The organism is Globicatella sulfidifaciens DSM 15739 (assembly GCF_900167405.1).
In the GTDB taxonomy this organism is placed as follows: domain Bacteria; phylum Bacillota; class Bacilli; order Lactobacillales; family Aerococcaceae; genus Globicatella; species Globicatella sulfidifaciens.
The window spans coordinates 143783-158709 of sequence record NZ_FUWO01000004.1 but is presented as its reverse complement, the minus strand read 5'-3'; the positions used below and the strand labels follow the sequence as shown (position 1 = coordinate 158709).

Annotated in this window: 16 protein-coding genes; 5 read left to right on the top strand and 11 right to left on the bottom strand. The window is 35.8% G+C overall.

Annotated features, from left to right (window positions below):
• Positions 1–286: 286 nt before the first annotated feature.
• The 5 genes from B5D12_RS03725 to B5D12_RS03705 form a co-directional block, all read right to left on the bottom strand.
• The gene (locus B5D12_RS03725; RefSeq protein ID WP_078755543.1) at positions 287–1120 is read right to left on the bottom strand and encodes an MBL fold metallo-hydrolase; all 834 of its coding nucleotides are present in this window, start codon (positions 1118–1120) and stop codon (positions 287–289) included.
• Between the two features lie 2 nt (positions 1121–1122).
• Entirely contained in the window at positions 1123–3012 is a 1890-nt protein-coding gene (locus B5D12_RS03720; protein ID WP_159443851.1) for a DUF2207 domain-containing protein, read from the bottom strand.
• Between the two features lie 21 nt (positions 3013–3033).
• Positions 3034–3117, bottom strand: a complete 84-nt coding sequence (locus B5D12_RS10610) for an ATP-binding protein (protein WP_407645206.1) — start codon at positions 3115–3117, stop codon at positions 3034–3036.
• Between the two features lie 37 nt (positions 3118–3154).
• Complete coding sequence (locus B5D12_RS03710) at positions 3155–3844, bottom strand: GHKL domain-containing protein (protein ID WP_159443850.1); 690 nt, start codon at positions 3842–3844, stop codon at positions 3155–3157.
• A gap of 221 nt (positions 3845–4065) precedes the next feature.
• The gene (locus B5D12_RS03705) at positions 4066–4275 is read right to left on the bottom strand and encodes a hypothetical protein (protein WP_078755540.1); all 210 of its coding nucleotides are present in this window, start codon (positions 4273–4275) and stop codon (positions 4066–4068) included.
• A 337-nt stretch (positions 4276–4612) separates the two neighbouring features.
• Between B5D12_RS03705 and B5D12_RS03700 the strand changes: the two genes are divergently transcribed.
• A complete protein-coding gene (locus tag B5D12_RS03700; RefSeq protein ID WP_078755539.1) occupies positions 4613–5041 on the top strand; it encodes a PPC domain-containing DNA-binding protein in 429 nt (142 codons plus the stop codon).
• A 507-nt stretch (positions 5042–5548) separates the two neighbouring features.
• Here B5D12_RS03700 and B5D12_RS03695 read toward each other — a convergent pair.
• Positions 5549–6157, bottom strand: coding sequence for a class I SAM-dependent methyltransferase (locus tag B5D12_RS03695; protein WP_078755538.1), 609 nt, complete (start codon positions 6155–6157; stop codon positions 5549–5551).
• Between the two features lie 12 nt (positions 6158–6169).
• Entirely contained in the window at positions 6170–7123 is a 954-nt protein-coding gene (gene manA, locus B5D12_RS03690) for a mannose-6-phosphate isomerase, class I (protein ID WP_078755537.1), read from the bottom strand.
• A 119-nt stretch (positions 7124–7242) separates the two neighbouring features.
• Between manA and B5D12_RS03685 the strand changes: the two genes are divergently transcribed.
• Positions 7243–8091: a Cof-type HAD-IIB family hydrolase gene (locus tag B5D12_RS03685; RefSeq protein ID WP_159443849.1), complete on the top strand. Its 849-nt coding sequence runs from the start codon at positions 7243–7245 to the stop codon at positions 8089–8091.
• A 182-nt stretch (positions 8092–8273) separates the two neighbouring features.
• A complete protein-coding gene (locus tag B5D12_RS03680) occupies positions 8274–8849 on the top strand; it encodes a helix-turn-helix transcriptional regulator (RefSeq protein WP_078755535.1) in 576 nt (191 codons plus the stop codon).
• 248 nt (positions 8850–9097) lie between these two features.
• On the opposite strand, the gene B5D12_RS03675 is transcribed toward B5D12_RS03680, so the two are convergent.
• Both B5D12_RS03675 and B5D12_RS03670 read right to left on the bottom strand, forming a co-directional pair.
• Entirely contained in the window at positions 9098–10144 is a 1047-nt protein-coding gene (locus B5D12_RS03675; protein WP_159443848.1) for an aldose epimerase family protein, read from the bottom strand.
• Between the two features lie 36 nt (positions 10145–10180).
• Complete coding sequence (locus B5D12_RS03670; protein ID WP_078755533.1) at positions 10181–11344, bottom strand: galactokinase; 1164 nt, start codon at positions 11342–11344, stop codon at positions 10181–10183.
• A 196-nt stretch (positions 11345–11540) separates the two neighbouring features.
• Here B5D12_RS03670 and B5D12_RS03665 point away from each other — a divergent pair, with 196 nt between their 5' ends.
• Together B5D12_RS03665 and cbpA are read left to right on the top strand one after the other, a co-directional pair.
• The gene (locus tag B5D12_RS03665) at positions 11541–12002 is read left to right on the top strand and encodes a low molecular weight protein-tyrosine-phosphatase (RefSeq protein ID WP_078755532.1); all 462 of its coding nucleotides are present in this window, start codon (positions 11541–11543) and stop codon (positions 12000–12002) included.
• Positions 12003–12201: 199 nt separating this feature from the next.
• Positions 12202–12837, top strand: a complete 636-nt coding sequence (gene cbpA / locus B5D12_RS03660) for a cyclic di-AMP binding protein CbpA (protein WP_078755531.1) — start codon at positions 12202–12204, stop codon at positions 12835–12837.
• A 49-nt stretch (positions 12838–12886) separates the two neighbouring features.
• On the opposite strand, the gene B5D12_RS03655 is transcribed toward cbpA, so the two are convergent.
• Both B5D12_RS03655 and alr read right to left on the bottom strand, forming a co-directional pair.
• Positions 12887–13522, bottom strand: a complete 636-nt coding sequence (locus B5D12_RS03655; protein ID WP_078755530.1) for an MBL fold metallo-hydrolase — start codon at positions 13520–13522, stop codon at positions 12887–12889.
• Between the two features lie 9 nt (positions 13523–13531).
• Positions 13532–14692 (bottom strand): alanine racemase, encoded by a 1161-nt coding sequence (gene alr / locus B5D12_RS03650; RefSeq protein WP_078755529.1) that lies wholly within the window; start codon positions 14690–14692, stop codon positions 13532–13534.
• Positions 14693–14927: the final 235 nt, after the last annotated feature.

Sequence of the window (14927 nt, the reverse complement as noted above, 5' to 3'; positions counted from 1 at the left end):
GCTTATTGATGGGGTGCCAGTCAACCATCCCTTAGTGTCTTTAAACGGTTGGAGATATGACATCGTTTGTACAACCACCATGTTTAGGACAAACTCTCTGTTTTAACAGAGAGTAGTTGATAATCTTACTAATATTATTAAAATAAGGCTGAGCTTAAACGATAATCGTTATTTACTCAACCTTTTAAACTTTAGCTTTTTGACTTACTTAAAAAATATGTTTTTAGCCACCTTCAAGGATAACACAAGTAAATCATTAGGTTTCCTAATCCTTAGTAGAGCTTTTTTATAAATACATTAATTTTGTTGATTGGACTGGATCGGTCATATGGAGAGTAAAATCTTCATTCACTCGCATATCTTTAGCTGACATCGAATTGAACATTGTGGACATCGCTAGTTCTTTAGTATTATTGTCACGGCTCAAATGACCCAAATAGATTTCTTTAGTTTGATCGCCAATCATTTCAATCATGGCATTAGTGCCCGCTTCATTACTTAAATGGCCTTTATCACTTAATATTCGTTGCTTTAATGACCAAGGGTATTGTCCATAGCGGAGCATCTCGATTTCATGATTACTTTCTATTAAATAAGCACTTGCATTGCGCAATTGACTTTTAAGTCGATTACTTACATACCCCGTATCCGTCAACATGACAAATTGTTTATCACCTTTTTGAAAGGCATAAAATTGCGGCTGAGCAGCATCGTGGCTGACATTGTAACTTAATACATCAATATCACCCATTGACATCATTTGTTCGGGTTCAATATATTTTCTATTCTCTAGTGCAATTGCACCAATTTGTTTTTCCATCGCCAACCATGTTTGACGGTTAGCATAAATAGGAATATTGTATTTTCGTGATAAAACGCCGACTCCATGGATATGGTCTTTGTGCTCATGGGTTACTAAAATAGCATCCACCTTGGATAAATCGCGATCAATTTGCTTAATTAACTCATGAATTTTCTTCCCACTGAGTCCTGCATCGATCAGAATTCTTTGGTTATCTGTTTCGACATATGTACAATTACCACTACTCCCACTCGCTAAAATAGCAAAGCGCAATCTTTCATCTTTTGTTTCTAACACTCTATCATCACTTTCTAACATCTTTAGAAGCCTCCAGCTCCTGATCCACCACCAGATCCACCAGAACTTCCACCACTAAATCCACCACCAAATCCACCGGTATTGGTGCCACTATATTTGGTTGTTCGTGGTTGAGCACTTCCTATTGTATTACTAATGGATTGATTCATCCCACGTGTTAAGATATATGGATTAGAATAGAATCCTCCTCCTACACGCATTTGTTCTAATTCAACTGGTTTAAACTCCATCTTCATGGCTTCAACTACTTTATCAGCGACACCTAAAGAAATAGCATAAACCAAAAACTCTTCCCAAAGCTCAAGCGAACCAATTTCTCGCATATTAAAATTACCAATATCATTCAACATATTTTTAAATCCAGTCCACTCTTTGATACGACGATCCTGGTCAGCTGTCCGGATTGGTTTAAACAATACAATTAACAATATAATTAATGTCGCAATCCAACTAGCTCCTCCAATGATCGCAATCCAAGGGATAAAATGTTGATACGCTGTATGATTAATCAGACTAATGGCAATTACCACAAAAATTGGGATAAAAACCAACCCCATGACGCCATTTGCCGACGCTATCTTCTGCTCTTTGTTATTGCCTTTTAGTTGCATCCCTCTTACTTGGGTGAAATTGATAAATCGGGTCCAAAGATTATAGTTTTTCTTAGCTAAGCTACGATCCTTTGAGGCAGATTCTTCTAACTCTTGTAGCGTCACCGGTTGCTTCGTTGGCATTACATACTTTAAAGCGTACTTTTCATGTTTTTGCAATTGGCTATCATCGCCATATTTTTCACCTGGTTCAATTAAAACGGTTGATTGGTCGCCTCTTGAAAACAGACCACGTCTTTCTTTGGTAACTTCAGTAAGAACTAAATATCCTTTTCTAGCTAAATCCACAATTGTAGCTGTAAAGTCTTCTGTGCCTGGTGTTCCTTTAAAGACGGATGTCGTCATTAATGCTGGTGTTATATCTTCAGGTAAAGTATAGATATGATCCGGCAGCTTTATCGGATTGGGATTGAGAGTTTTCTTTTTATTCAAATAATAAATTAACAACCCTATTGGTAAAGCCGGCATCAGAATCGATATTAACATTCCAAAAAGTCGAATCCAACCTAATTGAGTCGCATAAGATTCACGATCTCGTTCGACTTGATCGTTCTCTCGCTCGATAATTTCATCTTTTTTCGCGACTTCTCGTTTGTTTTGATTATTTGGTGTTAACGCAATCGGGAAAATAGAATTCACTTCCACAAATTGTTTCGGTGGGTTGTTTGGCACCGTCACTTTAATGGCACTTTTTCCTTCATATTCGACCAACTCTACCTCTCCTTGAGGTGCACCATGGCCCCAAGCTCTAAAATCTTCTTGGTTCGCTACCTTTCCAGGTAAAACAATCAAAGCTTCAACATCTAAATAATCATCAATGCCTCGACCCACAATTTTACGGTTAAATTCTGCCGTATCACTGAAATTGGTCACCAAATCGGTTAAAGTATATTCTAAAACAAAGGTTACTTTTTCATTTTGGGCAGGATAGTAAACTTTAAATTCATAAATATCACTGGCTTGTGATACTTGATAAGTTTCACTAGCACCGGTCGGTGTCTCTTCAAATATTTCATCCTCTTGTGTTTGATTATCTTTGACACCCACTTGATAATCTTTTAACTCATATCCTGTACGATCAATTTGAAACAACGCACCATTCATATAATCAACATCATAAACATACTCTTCTCTAAAACGCACACTGCCGTCTGAGCTAATCTGGGCATGTATTTTTTCGCTAATAATGTTAAAGTCTACCTCTTGCGCACTGACTAAACTAGGAAATATTACCAATAGCGCTAACCATAAAGTAATCCAAACTTTTGTTAAACGTTTCAAACAACTCACTCCTTTTGATTCCTAAACAATTGGGAACATTACACACAAACTAAACCAGTTGTCTTCTAACTCTAGCGTCATACTACCACCATATTTTTTAGCGATAAAATCAATATTCTTAAGACCATAACCATGATTTTCCTTATCCTTTTTTTGAGGTCTCGGGTATAACCATTAAGTTCAATTGGTCATCGATACAATAATTGTTTACTCTTAATATTACCATTTTTCCGCGATTTTGTAACTTAAGAGTCACTAATCTTTTCTCTGTTTCAGGAATTTTCTCCACGTGCTCAATCGCATTATCTAATGCATTTCCAAATAGTCTACAGATATCCATAATTTCCATATTATGAGGTAAAGCACCATTAGCAATACAAGTAAGACTAATATCGTGTTCTTGACAATACATATTTTTTCGTGTCAAAATCGTATCCAAAACACCATTACCCGTTTCAATTTTATGATTCAAACTTTGAATCACATCGTTCAAATCTGATAAATAACGACGGCGAACTTCAACATCATTTTCCGCTAAAATCACTTGTATTTGATGCTTTAAATCATGGGCTTTCCGGTTTATATAATTCGTATTCTCTGCATAAGCTTTATATTGATGATATTGCGATTGAAACAAATTCTGAATCGCATCCAATTCACGTCGACGATTTTGATCGATTAATTGATATTGTTGCATGTATAATAGGCAAATACCAGAGATATTAACAACCGTTCTGACAAAAAAGACGGAATAAGAATTTCCTAAGCGATAAGCAGTTTTAGTGAGTAAAAAACCGATATTGCTAGCTAAAAATATTAAAATACCGGTCATAATAAACATAATAACAATTTTGCGGTTAACGGCATTTTTTAAACTTACATAATTAATCTTATGGTCCTAAAAAAATATTATAGCTAAAATAAGTGCAACAATACCAATAAAATTGAGACACTCAACGAATAGATTGTTAGCCAATCTTGTTTCTAAAATAAAGGTTACATATATTTGCCATACGATCGATGCTAAAAATTCAGAAAGTATAAAGGCTTTGACTAGAAACATGAACAACATACCATAAATTCCATTTCAACATCTAAATAAATAATGTCAAAACTCGATAGAAAACGATCAACCAATTCAATCCCATCTGCAAAACAAGTAATATCCACTGGTATTTCTAAGTTAGCGGCATTATCTTCGATATATCTCACTAACCTTTCTCTAAATTCCTTATGGTCGTCTACAATTGCGATTCTCACCAATCATCACCTCATACTCTTTATTTTATTATACACTAATTCTGTAACAGACAATACTGGTTTACCTCTATTTGTATTTAAAACTGTTAAGACCTGCTCACAATAACCACATTTTTCAAACGTCGCAAAACTAGAATATGTTCCACTTAGATTTAGCTTTTTCAATCAAACTCAAAAAATATTGTTGATTCGACTTTTAGTTCATTGATAACTACATTATTCAAAACAGGTACATTATCGGTATCATTTATACGAATTAAATTCTAGTCTACAACGACATTAATAGTACATTAGTTTATCTTTTGTTATAATAGAGTTATCAATTGAAGGAGGCTAAAATATGGAATACCAACGTTTTGACTCAAAAATTATTGTCCGCCTTGACCGAGGCGATTATGTGATGGATAGCTTGAAAGAAGTGGCGAAAAAAGAAGCGATTCAAACTGGATTCGTTAGTGCCATTGGAGCAGTTGATTTGGCACAACTTAATTATTTTTTTTTAAATTTACAAAACTATAAAACCGTTGATTTTGAAGAAGCATTTGAAGTTTTATCGATGAATGGAAACATTACTCAAAATAATGGAGAGCCGCATCTTCACTTGCATACGGTTCTTGGTAGAAGTGATTATTCTACAATCGGAGGACATTTACTTGATGCCAGAGTGAGTATCACTTTAGAAGTTATTATCAATATCATTGATACCAAGATGACTCGTGAGGATGACAAAGAAATTAACAATTTTAAATATATGAAATTTGACGCTTAATCACGGACTTTTTGTACATAAAAACGGGAGTGGGCAAGAAGTAGAAAATCGTATGGTTTTCGCTTCGTCTGCCCACCCCCGCACAGTTGGGAGTGAACCAGAAGTAGAAAATGAATGATTTTCGCTTCGTCTGTTCACCCCCGCACAGTTGAGTAGGCCTCAAACAAGTCGAAAGACGCAGTTTGAGGCCACTCAACTACTGCGCTTTTAATTTAATAACAATAACTTGATTGAGTTTACCAAATTTATTTTTAACCTCGTTAAGACGCAGGTTGAGGCCACTCAACCACTGCGCTTTGAATTAAATAGATATACCTGAACAGAATTTAAAAAAGCTTTTGCCCAACCTCTAAAATTTATAGAACCATTAAAAACATCAAAAAGGAACTGATCACTCGGATTTCCTCACTTAGCTACACTTTCAGTTAAGTGAGGAGAAGCACCCTGTGGTTCAGTCCCTTTTTTATCATCGGGGATAGTATCATCCTGTAATACACGTTCCTGTTTCTATTTTACGCTCTTTAAAATCCAATACCCTTTATCATGGGTAATTTTTTCAACATTGTTAAACAATGTTTCCATATATTTAGCCATCGAAGGGGCACCTTGTTTCTTCTGAATCACGACATAAAGGGTTCCGTTTGCTTGTAATATTTGGTGTGCTTGCTTAACAAACGCTTGAATAACCGCTTTTCCTGCTCTAATTGGCGGATTTGTTACAACAACCTGAGCTGATTTTTCTAATGTGACAGTTGTCGCATCATGATGAATAAAACTACAATTCAACACACGATTAAGTTCAGCGTTTTCCTGTGAAAGTAATTGCGCTCGTTGATTAATTTCAACCCCAATCACCTCAATAGTAGGATAACTTTTAGCTAAACTGATAGCAATCGGCCCATACCCACTCCCTAATTCAACTATCGGCCCCATTAACGGCGAAGATAAATCTTCCACAACCGCTTCTAATAACACTTTAGATCCATAATCGACTTGATTTTTAGAGAAAACGCCACTATCGGTTTTAAAGGTTAAAGGGAAATTTAACCATTGAAATTGAATCGTTCTGACATTGTGATCCAAATGCTCATTATTTTCAAAATATTGATTAGACATTGCTTGCTTCCTTTATTCTGGATTGGCTACCATTATTTCTAAATCACCACGTAGAGTCACTGATTGAATATCTGTTGGTAAAATAAATGAATCGGCTAATTTAAGTGGATACACAGTTCCATCGACTTCCATTTCACCTTCACCGGTAATGACTGTTGCCAAATAATAGTTCTTAGGTAAATCAACCACTAGCTCTTTTTTCAAGTCCCACTTGTAAACACTAAAATACTCATTGGTTAAATAGTGCACCACTTGCCCCTCTTGATTGCCATCGATAGTAATTTCTAATTCTGGCGTTTGATGCGGAATCATCGTCACATCGAAAGACTGTTGTAAATGTAATTCACGCTCGTGACCGTTTGCATCCGTACGATGATAATCATAGACACGATAAGTAGTATCTGAGCTTTGTTGAATTTCTAAAATAACAATACCAGCACCAATCGCATGAATGGTACCATGTGGCACATAGAAAAAATCACCATCTTTAACCGGCACTTCGGTCAATAGTTCATCCCAATTATCTTTTTCAACTTGTTCGATAAATTCCTCTTTCGTTTGAGCAGTATGACCATACACTATTTTAGCTCCAGGGGCCGCCGAAATAATATACCAGCATTCCGTTTTACCTAACTCGCCAGCTCCTTCATGTGCCGCAGCATATTGGTCATCTGGATGAACTTGTACCGATAAGGCTTGCGAAGCATCAATGATTTTAGTTAATAAAGGAAATACTTCTTCTTTAGGATTGCCAAACAATGCGGGGTGTTCTTTATACAAACGGTCTAAAGGTAGCCCTTTTAACTCAGCTGGCGACGTTACTTCTGTAACACCGTTTGGATGACCACTAATCATCCATCCTTCCCCAGTTTGATTACTAGGAATCGGTAAATCAAAATAAATTCCTAATTTATTACCACCCCATATTTTCTCTTGCAATACCGGTTTTAAAAATATTGGTTTCATAAAACAGCTTTCCTTCCTTTCACAACTTTTCAATAAACTTACATCTTTTCATTCGATATTATAACACTTTTTCCTAGTTCATGGTAAACTAATAGCAGATTAATTTTGGGGGTTTGATGATGATCAAATTATTTGCTTCCGATATGGACGGAACTTTATTAGACGAAACACATACTATCAATGACCGCACCGCTAAAGCTATCCACGATTTGCAAGCTGCCGGGGTAGAATTTATGATAGCAACTGGACGTGACTACCAATCTGCCAGTCGCTTAACAAAAGCTCAAAATATATCTTGCGCGATGATTAATTTAAACGGTGCATTAGTGCACGACAAAGACGGAAACGTCATCTATGATTGTCCCCTAGAACAAGAGACAATCGAAAGCGTCATCGCTTATTTAAATGACCATGACTTATTGTATACTATATATACCGAAGCTTATACCTATTTTTATAACCGTGATGAATATATCCAAAACACCTTTAAAAATTTACAAAAACGCTTTGACTTTGACGATTTAACTGCGGCTCAGATTAAAGATAATTTAATGGAAAACAAAGATGCTTCAGAATTTACTTTTTCGAAAGAAAACCCAGTTTTAAAAATGATGATTATGAATGAAAATGATGACAAATTGCATCAAACTCGTCTTTACCTTGAAAAATTCCCTGAACTCGATGTCACTTCATCAGGACCAGGAAATCTTGAAATTACGCATAAAGATGCTCAAAAAGGTCTTGCCATTATTAAATATATTGAAAAACAAGGTTATACGATGGATAATGTCGTCACGATTGGTGATTCTTTAAATGACCGTTCCATGTTACAACTTTGTCCTAATAGTTATGCCATGGCGAATGCGAGTGAAGAAATCAAAGAAATGGCTGCGCATACGACCTTTAGTAATGATCAATATGGCGTAGCGGTTGTCATCGAAGAATTATTAGAAAACATGAAAAAATAGGCCTCATTAAAAGGGTGAATTGCCCGTGAGCATTGGAAGCTATCACGAGTAATTCACTCCTTTTTAGTATTTTGTGAATTCTAATTGGTTGGATTGCTCTAGGTGGCAAAAATATTGATCATTATTTAAAAGATACTATTATTACACACCGTGACACCTTTCATTTTAAAGAAGACAGTGCTGTGTATTATCAAATAATCGAGCTAATCACTTTTCTCGAAACGATTAATCCACAAATGACTTCGAATAAATTAAAAATAATCGGACTACTTTACAACTTATTAGCAGAAATCAATCTTGAATTAATCGCCCCGTCAACATTTATAAGATTTACCTTACCTGAAGTACCACAACTCGCTCAAAATATCAGGCACTATTTAAAAACGAATTATCATCTTCCTATCACAATCGAAGAAGTTGGTTTACAATTTGGTATCAGTCGTAATTATCTCTTTCAAATTTGTAAGAAATATTTTAATTTATCACCGAAACAAATTTTTCTTGAAAGTCGTATGGCGCAAGCAGGTCGTTTACTACGTTCTAGCCAATTAAAAATTAGTGAAATTTCTGAACAAGTAGGTTATCGAGATACGTTTCAGTTTTCCAAGATGTTCAAAAATTATTTTGGGCATAGTCCGTCACAGTACCGTATTTTAAGTGATGAAACCATTGATGATTCTGTATTAATATTACCCATTCCATATCACGAAAAGTCTTTATTAAATACTAAAAAACCTAATGTTGAAATTTGGTTATAAAACCTTGAGCAAAATAATCGTTCGCTCCTTTCACTATTTGAAGATGGCTTGCGATAAGGGTGAGACAAAACGCTTAATTTACATAAAAATTCAGTTCCTATCATAAAACTACAAAAGCTAATTTTTACCCAGATATTTATTTATATGACATATTAAAAAACCGACTCAACAGGGAGTGGGAAAGAAGTAGAAAATTAAATAATTTTCGCTTCGTCTGCCCAACCTCGTTAAGTCAGTTTATTTTAATATTACGCTGTAACTAAACGATAAACCGTTCGACTAGTGAAAGTATCTTCTGGTCTTAAGACGGTATCACCATGAAGTGGATTATTAATAGCATTTGGTAAGTTTTGTGTTTCCAAAGTGACCCCTGCAAATGGTAACAACGGCTGACCCCAAATTTCCTTAATATTGGTTAAGTTGCCATGAGTATAAATAACCACTGCATTTTCTGTTGTCGTCATCTCAATACGACGATTCTTTGCTGGTAATTGAATGATAGCTTGTGGGCCTTCGACAGTTTTATCGATTAACCATGGATGATCGAAGCCTTTCGTATAATCAAACTGAGGTTCTGGTTGATGAACTCGGTCACCAATCAAGACCGCTTCACGTAAGTCAAAGACCGTATCACCAACAGGCTCTAATCGTCCTAAAGGTATCGTGTCATTTTTTAATGGCATATATTTATCACTATGAACTTGTAATAAGTGATTTTCTATACTTTGAGTATTATTCCCGTTTAAATTAAAATACACATGATTTGTCGGATTAAAGATAGTCGGTGCATCTGTTGTTGCTTGGTAATCAATAGTCCATTCATTTTGTTCATTATAAGTATACGTTACTTTTAACGTTAAGTTACCTGGATACTGATTATGTCCAGCTTTATCATACAGTGAAAACTCAACACGAACTTTATCTGCTGCTTCAATAATATCAAAATTGAACTTTTGTAAATCAAAGCCATCATAACCACCATGTAAATGGTTCGCCTTGTCGTTAGTTTCTAGTTGATATAACTGACCATCAATAACCGCCTGACCTAATTCTACCCGACCGGCGACACGACCAATTGTTGCCCCATAATAACTACCTGAATCAAACACTTCTTGAGCATTTTGATGCCCTAAAATAATTTGCTCATACTCTCCCTTATCATTTTGGAGGCCCCAACGATTGATACGTGCCCCTAGATCACAAAAGCTGATTTGCGTTCCTTGTTTATTGGTAATAAAAATCTCTGAATAGTCGATTCCTTCATATTGACCAAAAGGTTTAATTTCAACTTTCACAAAGATTAACTCCTTTCTTCTTACTCTTTTAATTGATTATAATGCTTTGGCACCATCGCCAACTTCAGCGACATAAAATTCAGCTGAATAACCAACCGTTTTTTCATATTCTGCCTGTACGGCTGCTTTAACAGCCTCTACTTGATTACGGTTCACTAAAGCAATCGCACAGCCGCCCATACCTGCTCCGGTCATCCGTGCACCTAATACTCCCGGTTGTTCCCAAGCAGTATGCACCAAGGTATCTAACTCCAGTCCCGTAACTTCATAATCGTCACGTAAACTGATATGAGATTGATTTAATAATTGTCCAAATGCTACTAAATCTCCTGAAGTTAAGGCTGCTTTAGCTAATTTTGTACGTTCGTTTTCATACACTGCGTGTTTAGCACGACGTTCCAATACTTCATCACCAATTAAATGACGATTGGCTTCAAAAGTTTCAATCGATAATTCTCCTAACGCTTTAATATCCAATTGGGTTTGGAGACGTCTTAGCGCTTCTTCACATTGGCTACGACGTTCGTTATAGTTGGATTCCACTAATTCACGTCGTTTTTTTGTGTTCATAATTAAAACAATATTTTCACCAAATTCTGCTGGTACTAATTCATATTCTAAAGTATTGGTATCTAAATAGATCGCGTGGTCTTTAGCGCCCATTCCAATTGCAAATTGATCCATAATTCCTGAATTAACACCAATAAATTGATTTTCAACTCTTTGGCCAATTTTTACTAATTCAACCCGGTCGATTTCAAATCCAAATAAATTTTGAATGGTTACCCCAATTAAAAGTTCTAATGAAGAAGAAGAAGACAAACCAGAACCATTAGGGATATTGCCATAAATGACAATGTCAAATCCTTTATCAATAGCATAGCCCGCCTCTGCCATATACTTAATCATCCCTTTGACAAAGTTAGTCCAACTATCTTCTTTTTTATTGACTAACTCATTAAGGTCAAAACTAATAATCCCTACTTCTTCAAAGTTTAATGAATAGCAATTAACGGTTGTATCTTCACGTTTTGCTGCCACAGCGTAAGTACCATTGGTAATTGCACAAGGAAAGACACGTCCTCCATTATAATCAGTATGCTCACCAATTAAGTTAATACGTCCCGGCGCAAAATAAGCTTTGCCACCTTCATGTTGAAATAGTTCATTAAATTTTTTATTTAATTGCTCAATAATCATCGGCTCATGCCTCCTACAAATTTTTATACAAACTCATTATAACGTTTTTATGGAATCGCTTCAATCATTCATCAAAAAATGTTGAATGTTGCACAAAGTCTTTTATTGCTTTCAACCAAATGATTCGTTAAACTGATGAAAAGAGAAGGGCGTTAAAGACCTTCTATATATATATATATTACAAGGAGGAATTGTTTTGATTAAAGTTATTTTTGTTTGTTTAGGCAATATTTGTCGTTCCCCGATGGCTGAAGCTGTTTTTACATCTTTAGTTAAAGAAAAAGGTTTATCTGACCGTATCATCATCGATTCTGCGGCGACTAGTTCATGGGAACATGGTAATCCTGTTCATTCTGGAACCCGTGAGCGTTTAGCAAAAGAAAATATTTCGGTTAACGGGATGTATTCACGTCCTTTAGCAGAAAATGACTTATCTGCCGATTATCTAATCGGAATGGACCAACAAAATATCGGTAACATTAAACGCTTTGCTGGCAATGATTTTACTGGTGAAATCAAATTACTATTACAATATGCTAATCGCGAAGACGAAATTGCGGACCCCTATTATACTGGCGACTTTGAAACGACCTATCAAGATGTTCTTCAAGGCTGTCAGGGTTTGCTTGATTATTTAATTGAAAACCATTCATTATAATCCTATGACACTATTCTACTTTTTAGCCTAAAGATTAATTTTTCATTAGAAACAATTGAGAAAATGAGCCGAGTTTGTTATAATCAATTTATTAGAATTATATCATTTTTCTCATTACACTTTACTTTTTTTAATATTTATTTTATTATAAAACAGTTGCGATGAATAAAACGTTAATCTTAATCAAGGAGGCTACAAAGTGATTGAATCATTAATTGTTCCAAAAAATCGATTACTATGTATTAATGAATCTTTAAATTGTCAAGAAGCGATTCAATTACTCGAGTCAAACGGTTTACGTTGTGCACCTGTATTGGATGCCACAAACACCATCTTTAGAGGCAATATTTATCGTTATCATATTTATCAACATAAATTTAGATATCCTCAAGCTGATTTAAGCAAGATACCTGTTACGCATTTTCTAAAAAATACAACCAAAGTCGTTAGAACTTCTGACAGTATCTTACGCTTATTATTTGTGATTAATGATTTACCACAAATCGCGGTTTTATCTGATCAAAATACTTTTGTAGGGATTATCGAACATACGGATATGATGACTTTTTTAGCAGAAGCATGGTTATCCGATAATGCGAAATATGTTTTAGAAGTGACTGCTAAAGGGCAAGTTGGGGAGTTAACTAAACTGATTCGCTTAATTAATCGCTATACGCATATTATCAGCTCTCTAACATTTGAGAACACAAAATACGGTAGCGAAAGTAAATTTTTATTTGTGTTACCGAGTGGTTTTGACGTCGTCGAATTCAATGATTTACAACGACTTTTGAACCGAAAACAATATAAAACCAAACATTATAAAATGAAATAATAAATAAGCAGTCTAAGTTTCATCATGAAAACTCAGACTGCTTATCTTTTTAATTGGTATAAGGATTAAATCTTTTCTCAAATTTTATCGTCGTACTTTGACCATGGCCTGGATAAATCGTCGTATCATCTGGTAATGAATATAAGTGGGTCTTAATTCCATTAATCAAGTGATGATAGTCTCCTAAATATAAATCGGTACGGCCAATACTACCTTGAAATAGAGTATCGCCAGCAATCACAAATTTTTGGTTTTCAAAAATATAGACAACGTGACCTGGACTATGGCCTGGAATATGAGCCACTCTAAAATGAAAGCTTCCTACTTGTTGCTCCTTCATATCCTCCGCTTGCCACACATGTTCAGCTGGACGTGCTGCTACAGGTTGCACTGGCATATTAGCTGATAAATTTAAATTCGGATCGGACAAGTAATCTGCTTCGATATGATGAACATAAGCTTCGATACCAAATGCATCGCGCAATTCATCTACTGATTCAATATGGTCAAAATGACAATGCGTCAATAAGATGGCTTGCGGTTGCCAATGATGACTTTTTATCCAATGAATTAACATTTGGGCACCCGCACCAGGATCGATAATTAGCGCTTCTTTCTTTTCATTTACAACGACATAAGTATTCTCACTTGCTATACCAACTGTTTGATAAAATACTTCTAACATCTCGTCCTCCTAATCTTTTAAATAAATTCTTGGCACTCGATTACTAATGCCACAGAATATTTCATAACTAATGGTGTCAACTTTTTGCGCTAATTCACTTGCATGGTTTTCTAAATGTCCATCTTTACCAATTAAGGTTACAGGTGTACCAATCGGTAATGCTTCCGGCAGACGAATCATCATTTGATCCATATTAATCGTCCCCACAATCGGACAAGCCACCCCTCCGACGAGCACCTCAATCACTGAATAGCGTCTTAGCCATCCATCAGCATAACCAATCGGAACCGTTGCAATCCATTCATCGGTGGTTGTTGTATAGGTTGCGCCATAACTAATAGAATGTCCTTTCGGAACTTTTTTAGTATAAATAATTTCTGAAATTAATTGTAAAGCCGGTTGTAACTGACGTTCAAACTCTGGTAATTCCGCTAATGGACGGTCTAATGGATCAATGCCATACATTCCAATCCCAAAACGAATAATATCCGATTTAGGTTCATAAGGATGCCACATACCCATCGCTGTGTTAGCGAAATGCTTAAGCGGCACAGTGTCTGGTACCACCGCAATTAATTGTTGCCATTGTTCAAACTGATACTCAATATAGTCTTGCGGTCCACCTCCTGCAGTAGCAAAATGAGTAAATGCGCCTTCCCATTCAACCCATTTGAATGCTGATACATCCTCGATAAATTGTTCAACCTCAGCGACGGTTCTTAACCCAATTCGTCCCATGCCCGTATCTAAAGCTAAATGGAACTTCAAATGATATAAGTCCAATAGCGATAATTGGTTGGTTGCTTCTAATTGTTGATAAGCAAGTCTAAAGAAATCACTATCGCTAACAGTAATCGTAATATTATAATGCAATAATTCAGCAATTCCAAGTGGGTCTGTTAAGCCGAGCACTAAAATCGGGACTTGACTCAGGCCATTCGTTCTTAATTCAATTGCTTCATCCACCGTTGCCACTAACAACCCCTTAGCTCCGGCTTCTAACGCCGCTTTTGCCACTGGGACGGCACCATGCCCATAGGCATTGGCTTTTACTGTTGCATATAGTTTTTGTTCCGGTGTTAATTGGTCTAACATTAATCGGACATTATGTTGGATTGCATTTAAATCGACAATCGCTTCCGTTGGTCGATGTTCACTTGGTTCAAACATAGATTTCACCTCTTCATAGTATGGTTATAATTGTAACATATTCAAGCTGGCTTAAAAAGTAGCTTCCGAACGATAGTTCATCCTCCTAAAAACGAATGGGCAATCAACACTTACTACGAAAATTATGATTAAAAAAAGTAACAATTGACGTTTCAGTGCGCCTTTAAAGTTTAGGCTTTAAAACCTATTCATTGCTAGCATGTCTTAGATTAGGATTAGCTCTTCCCCTCTCGCT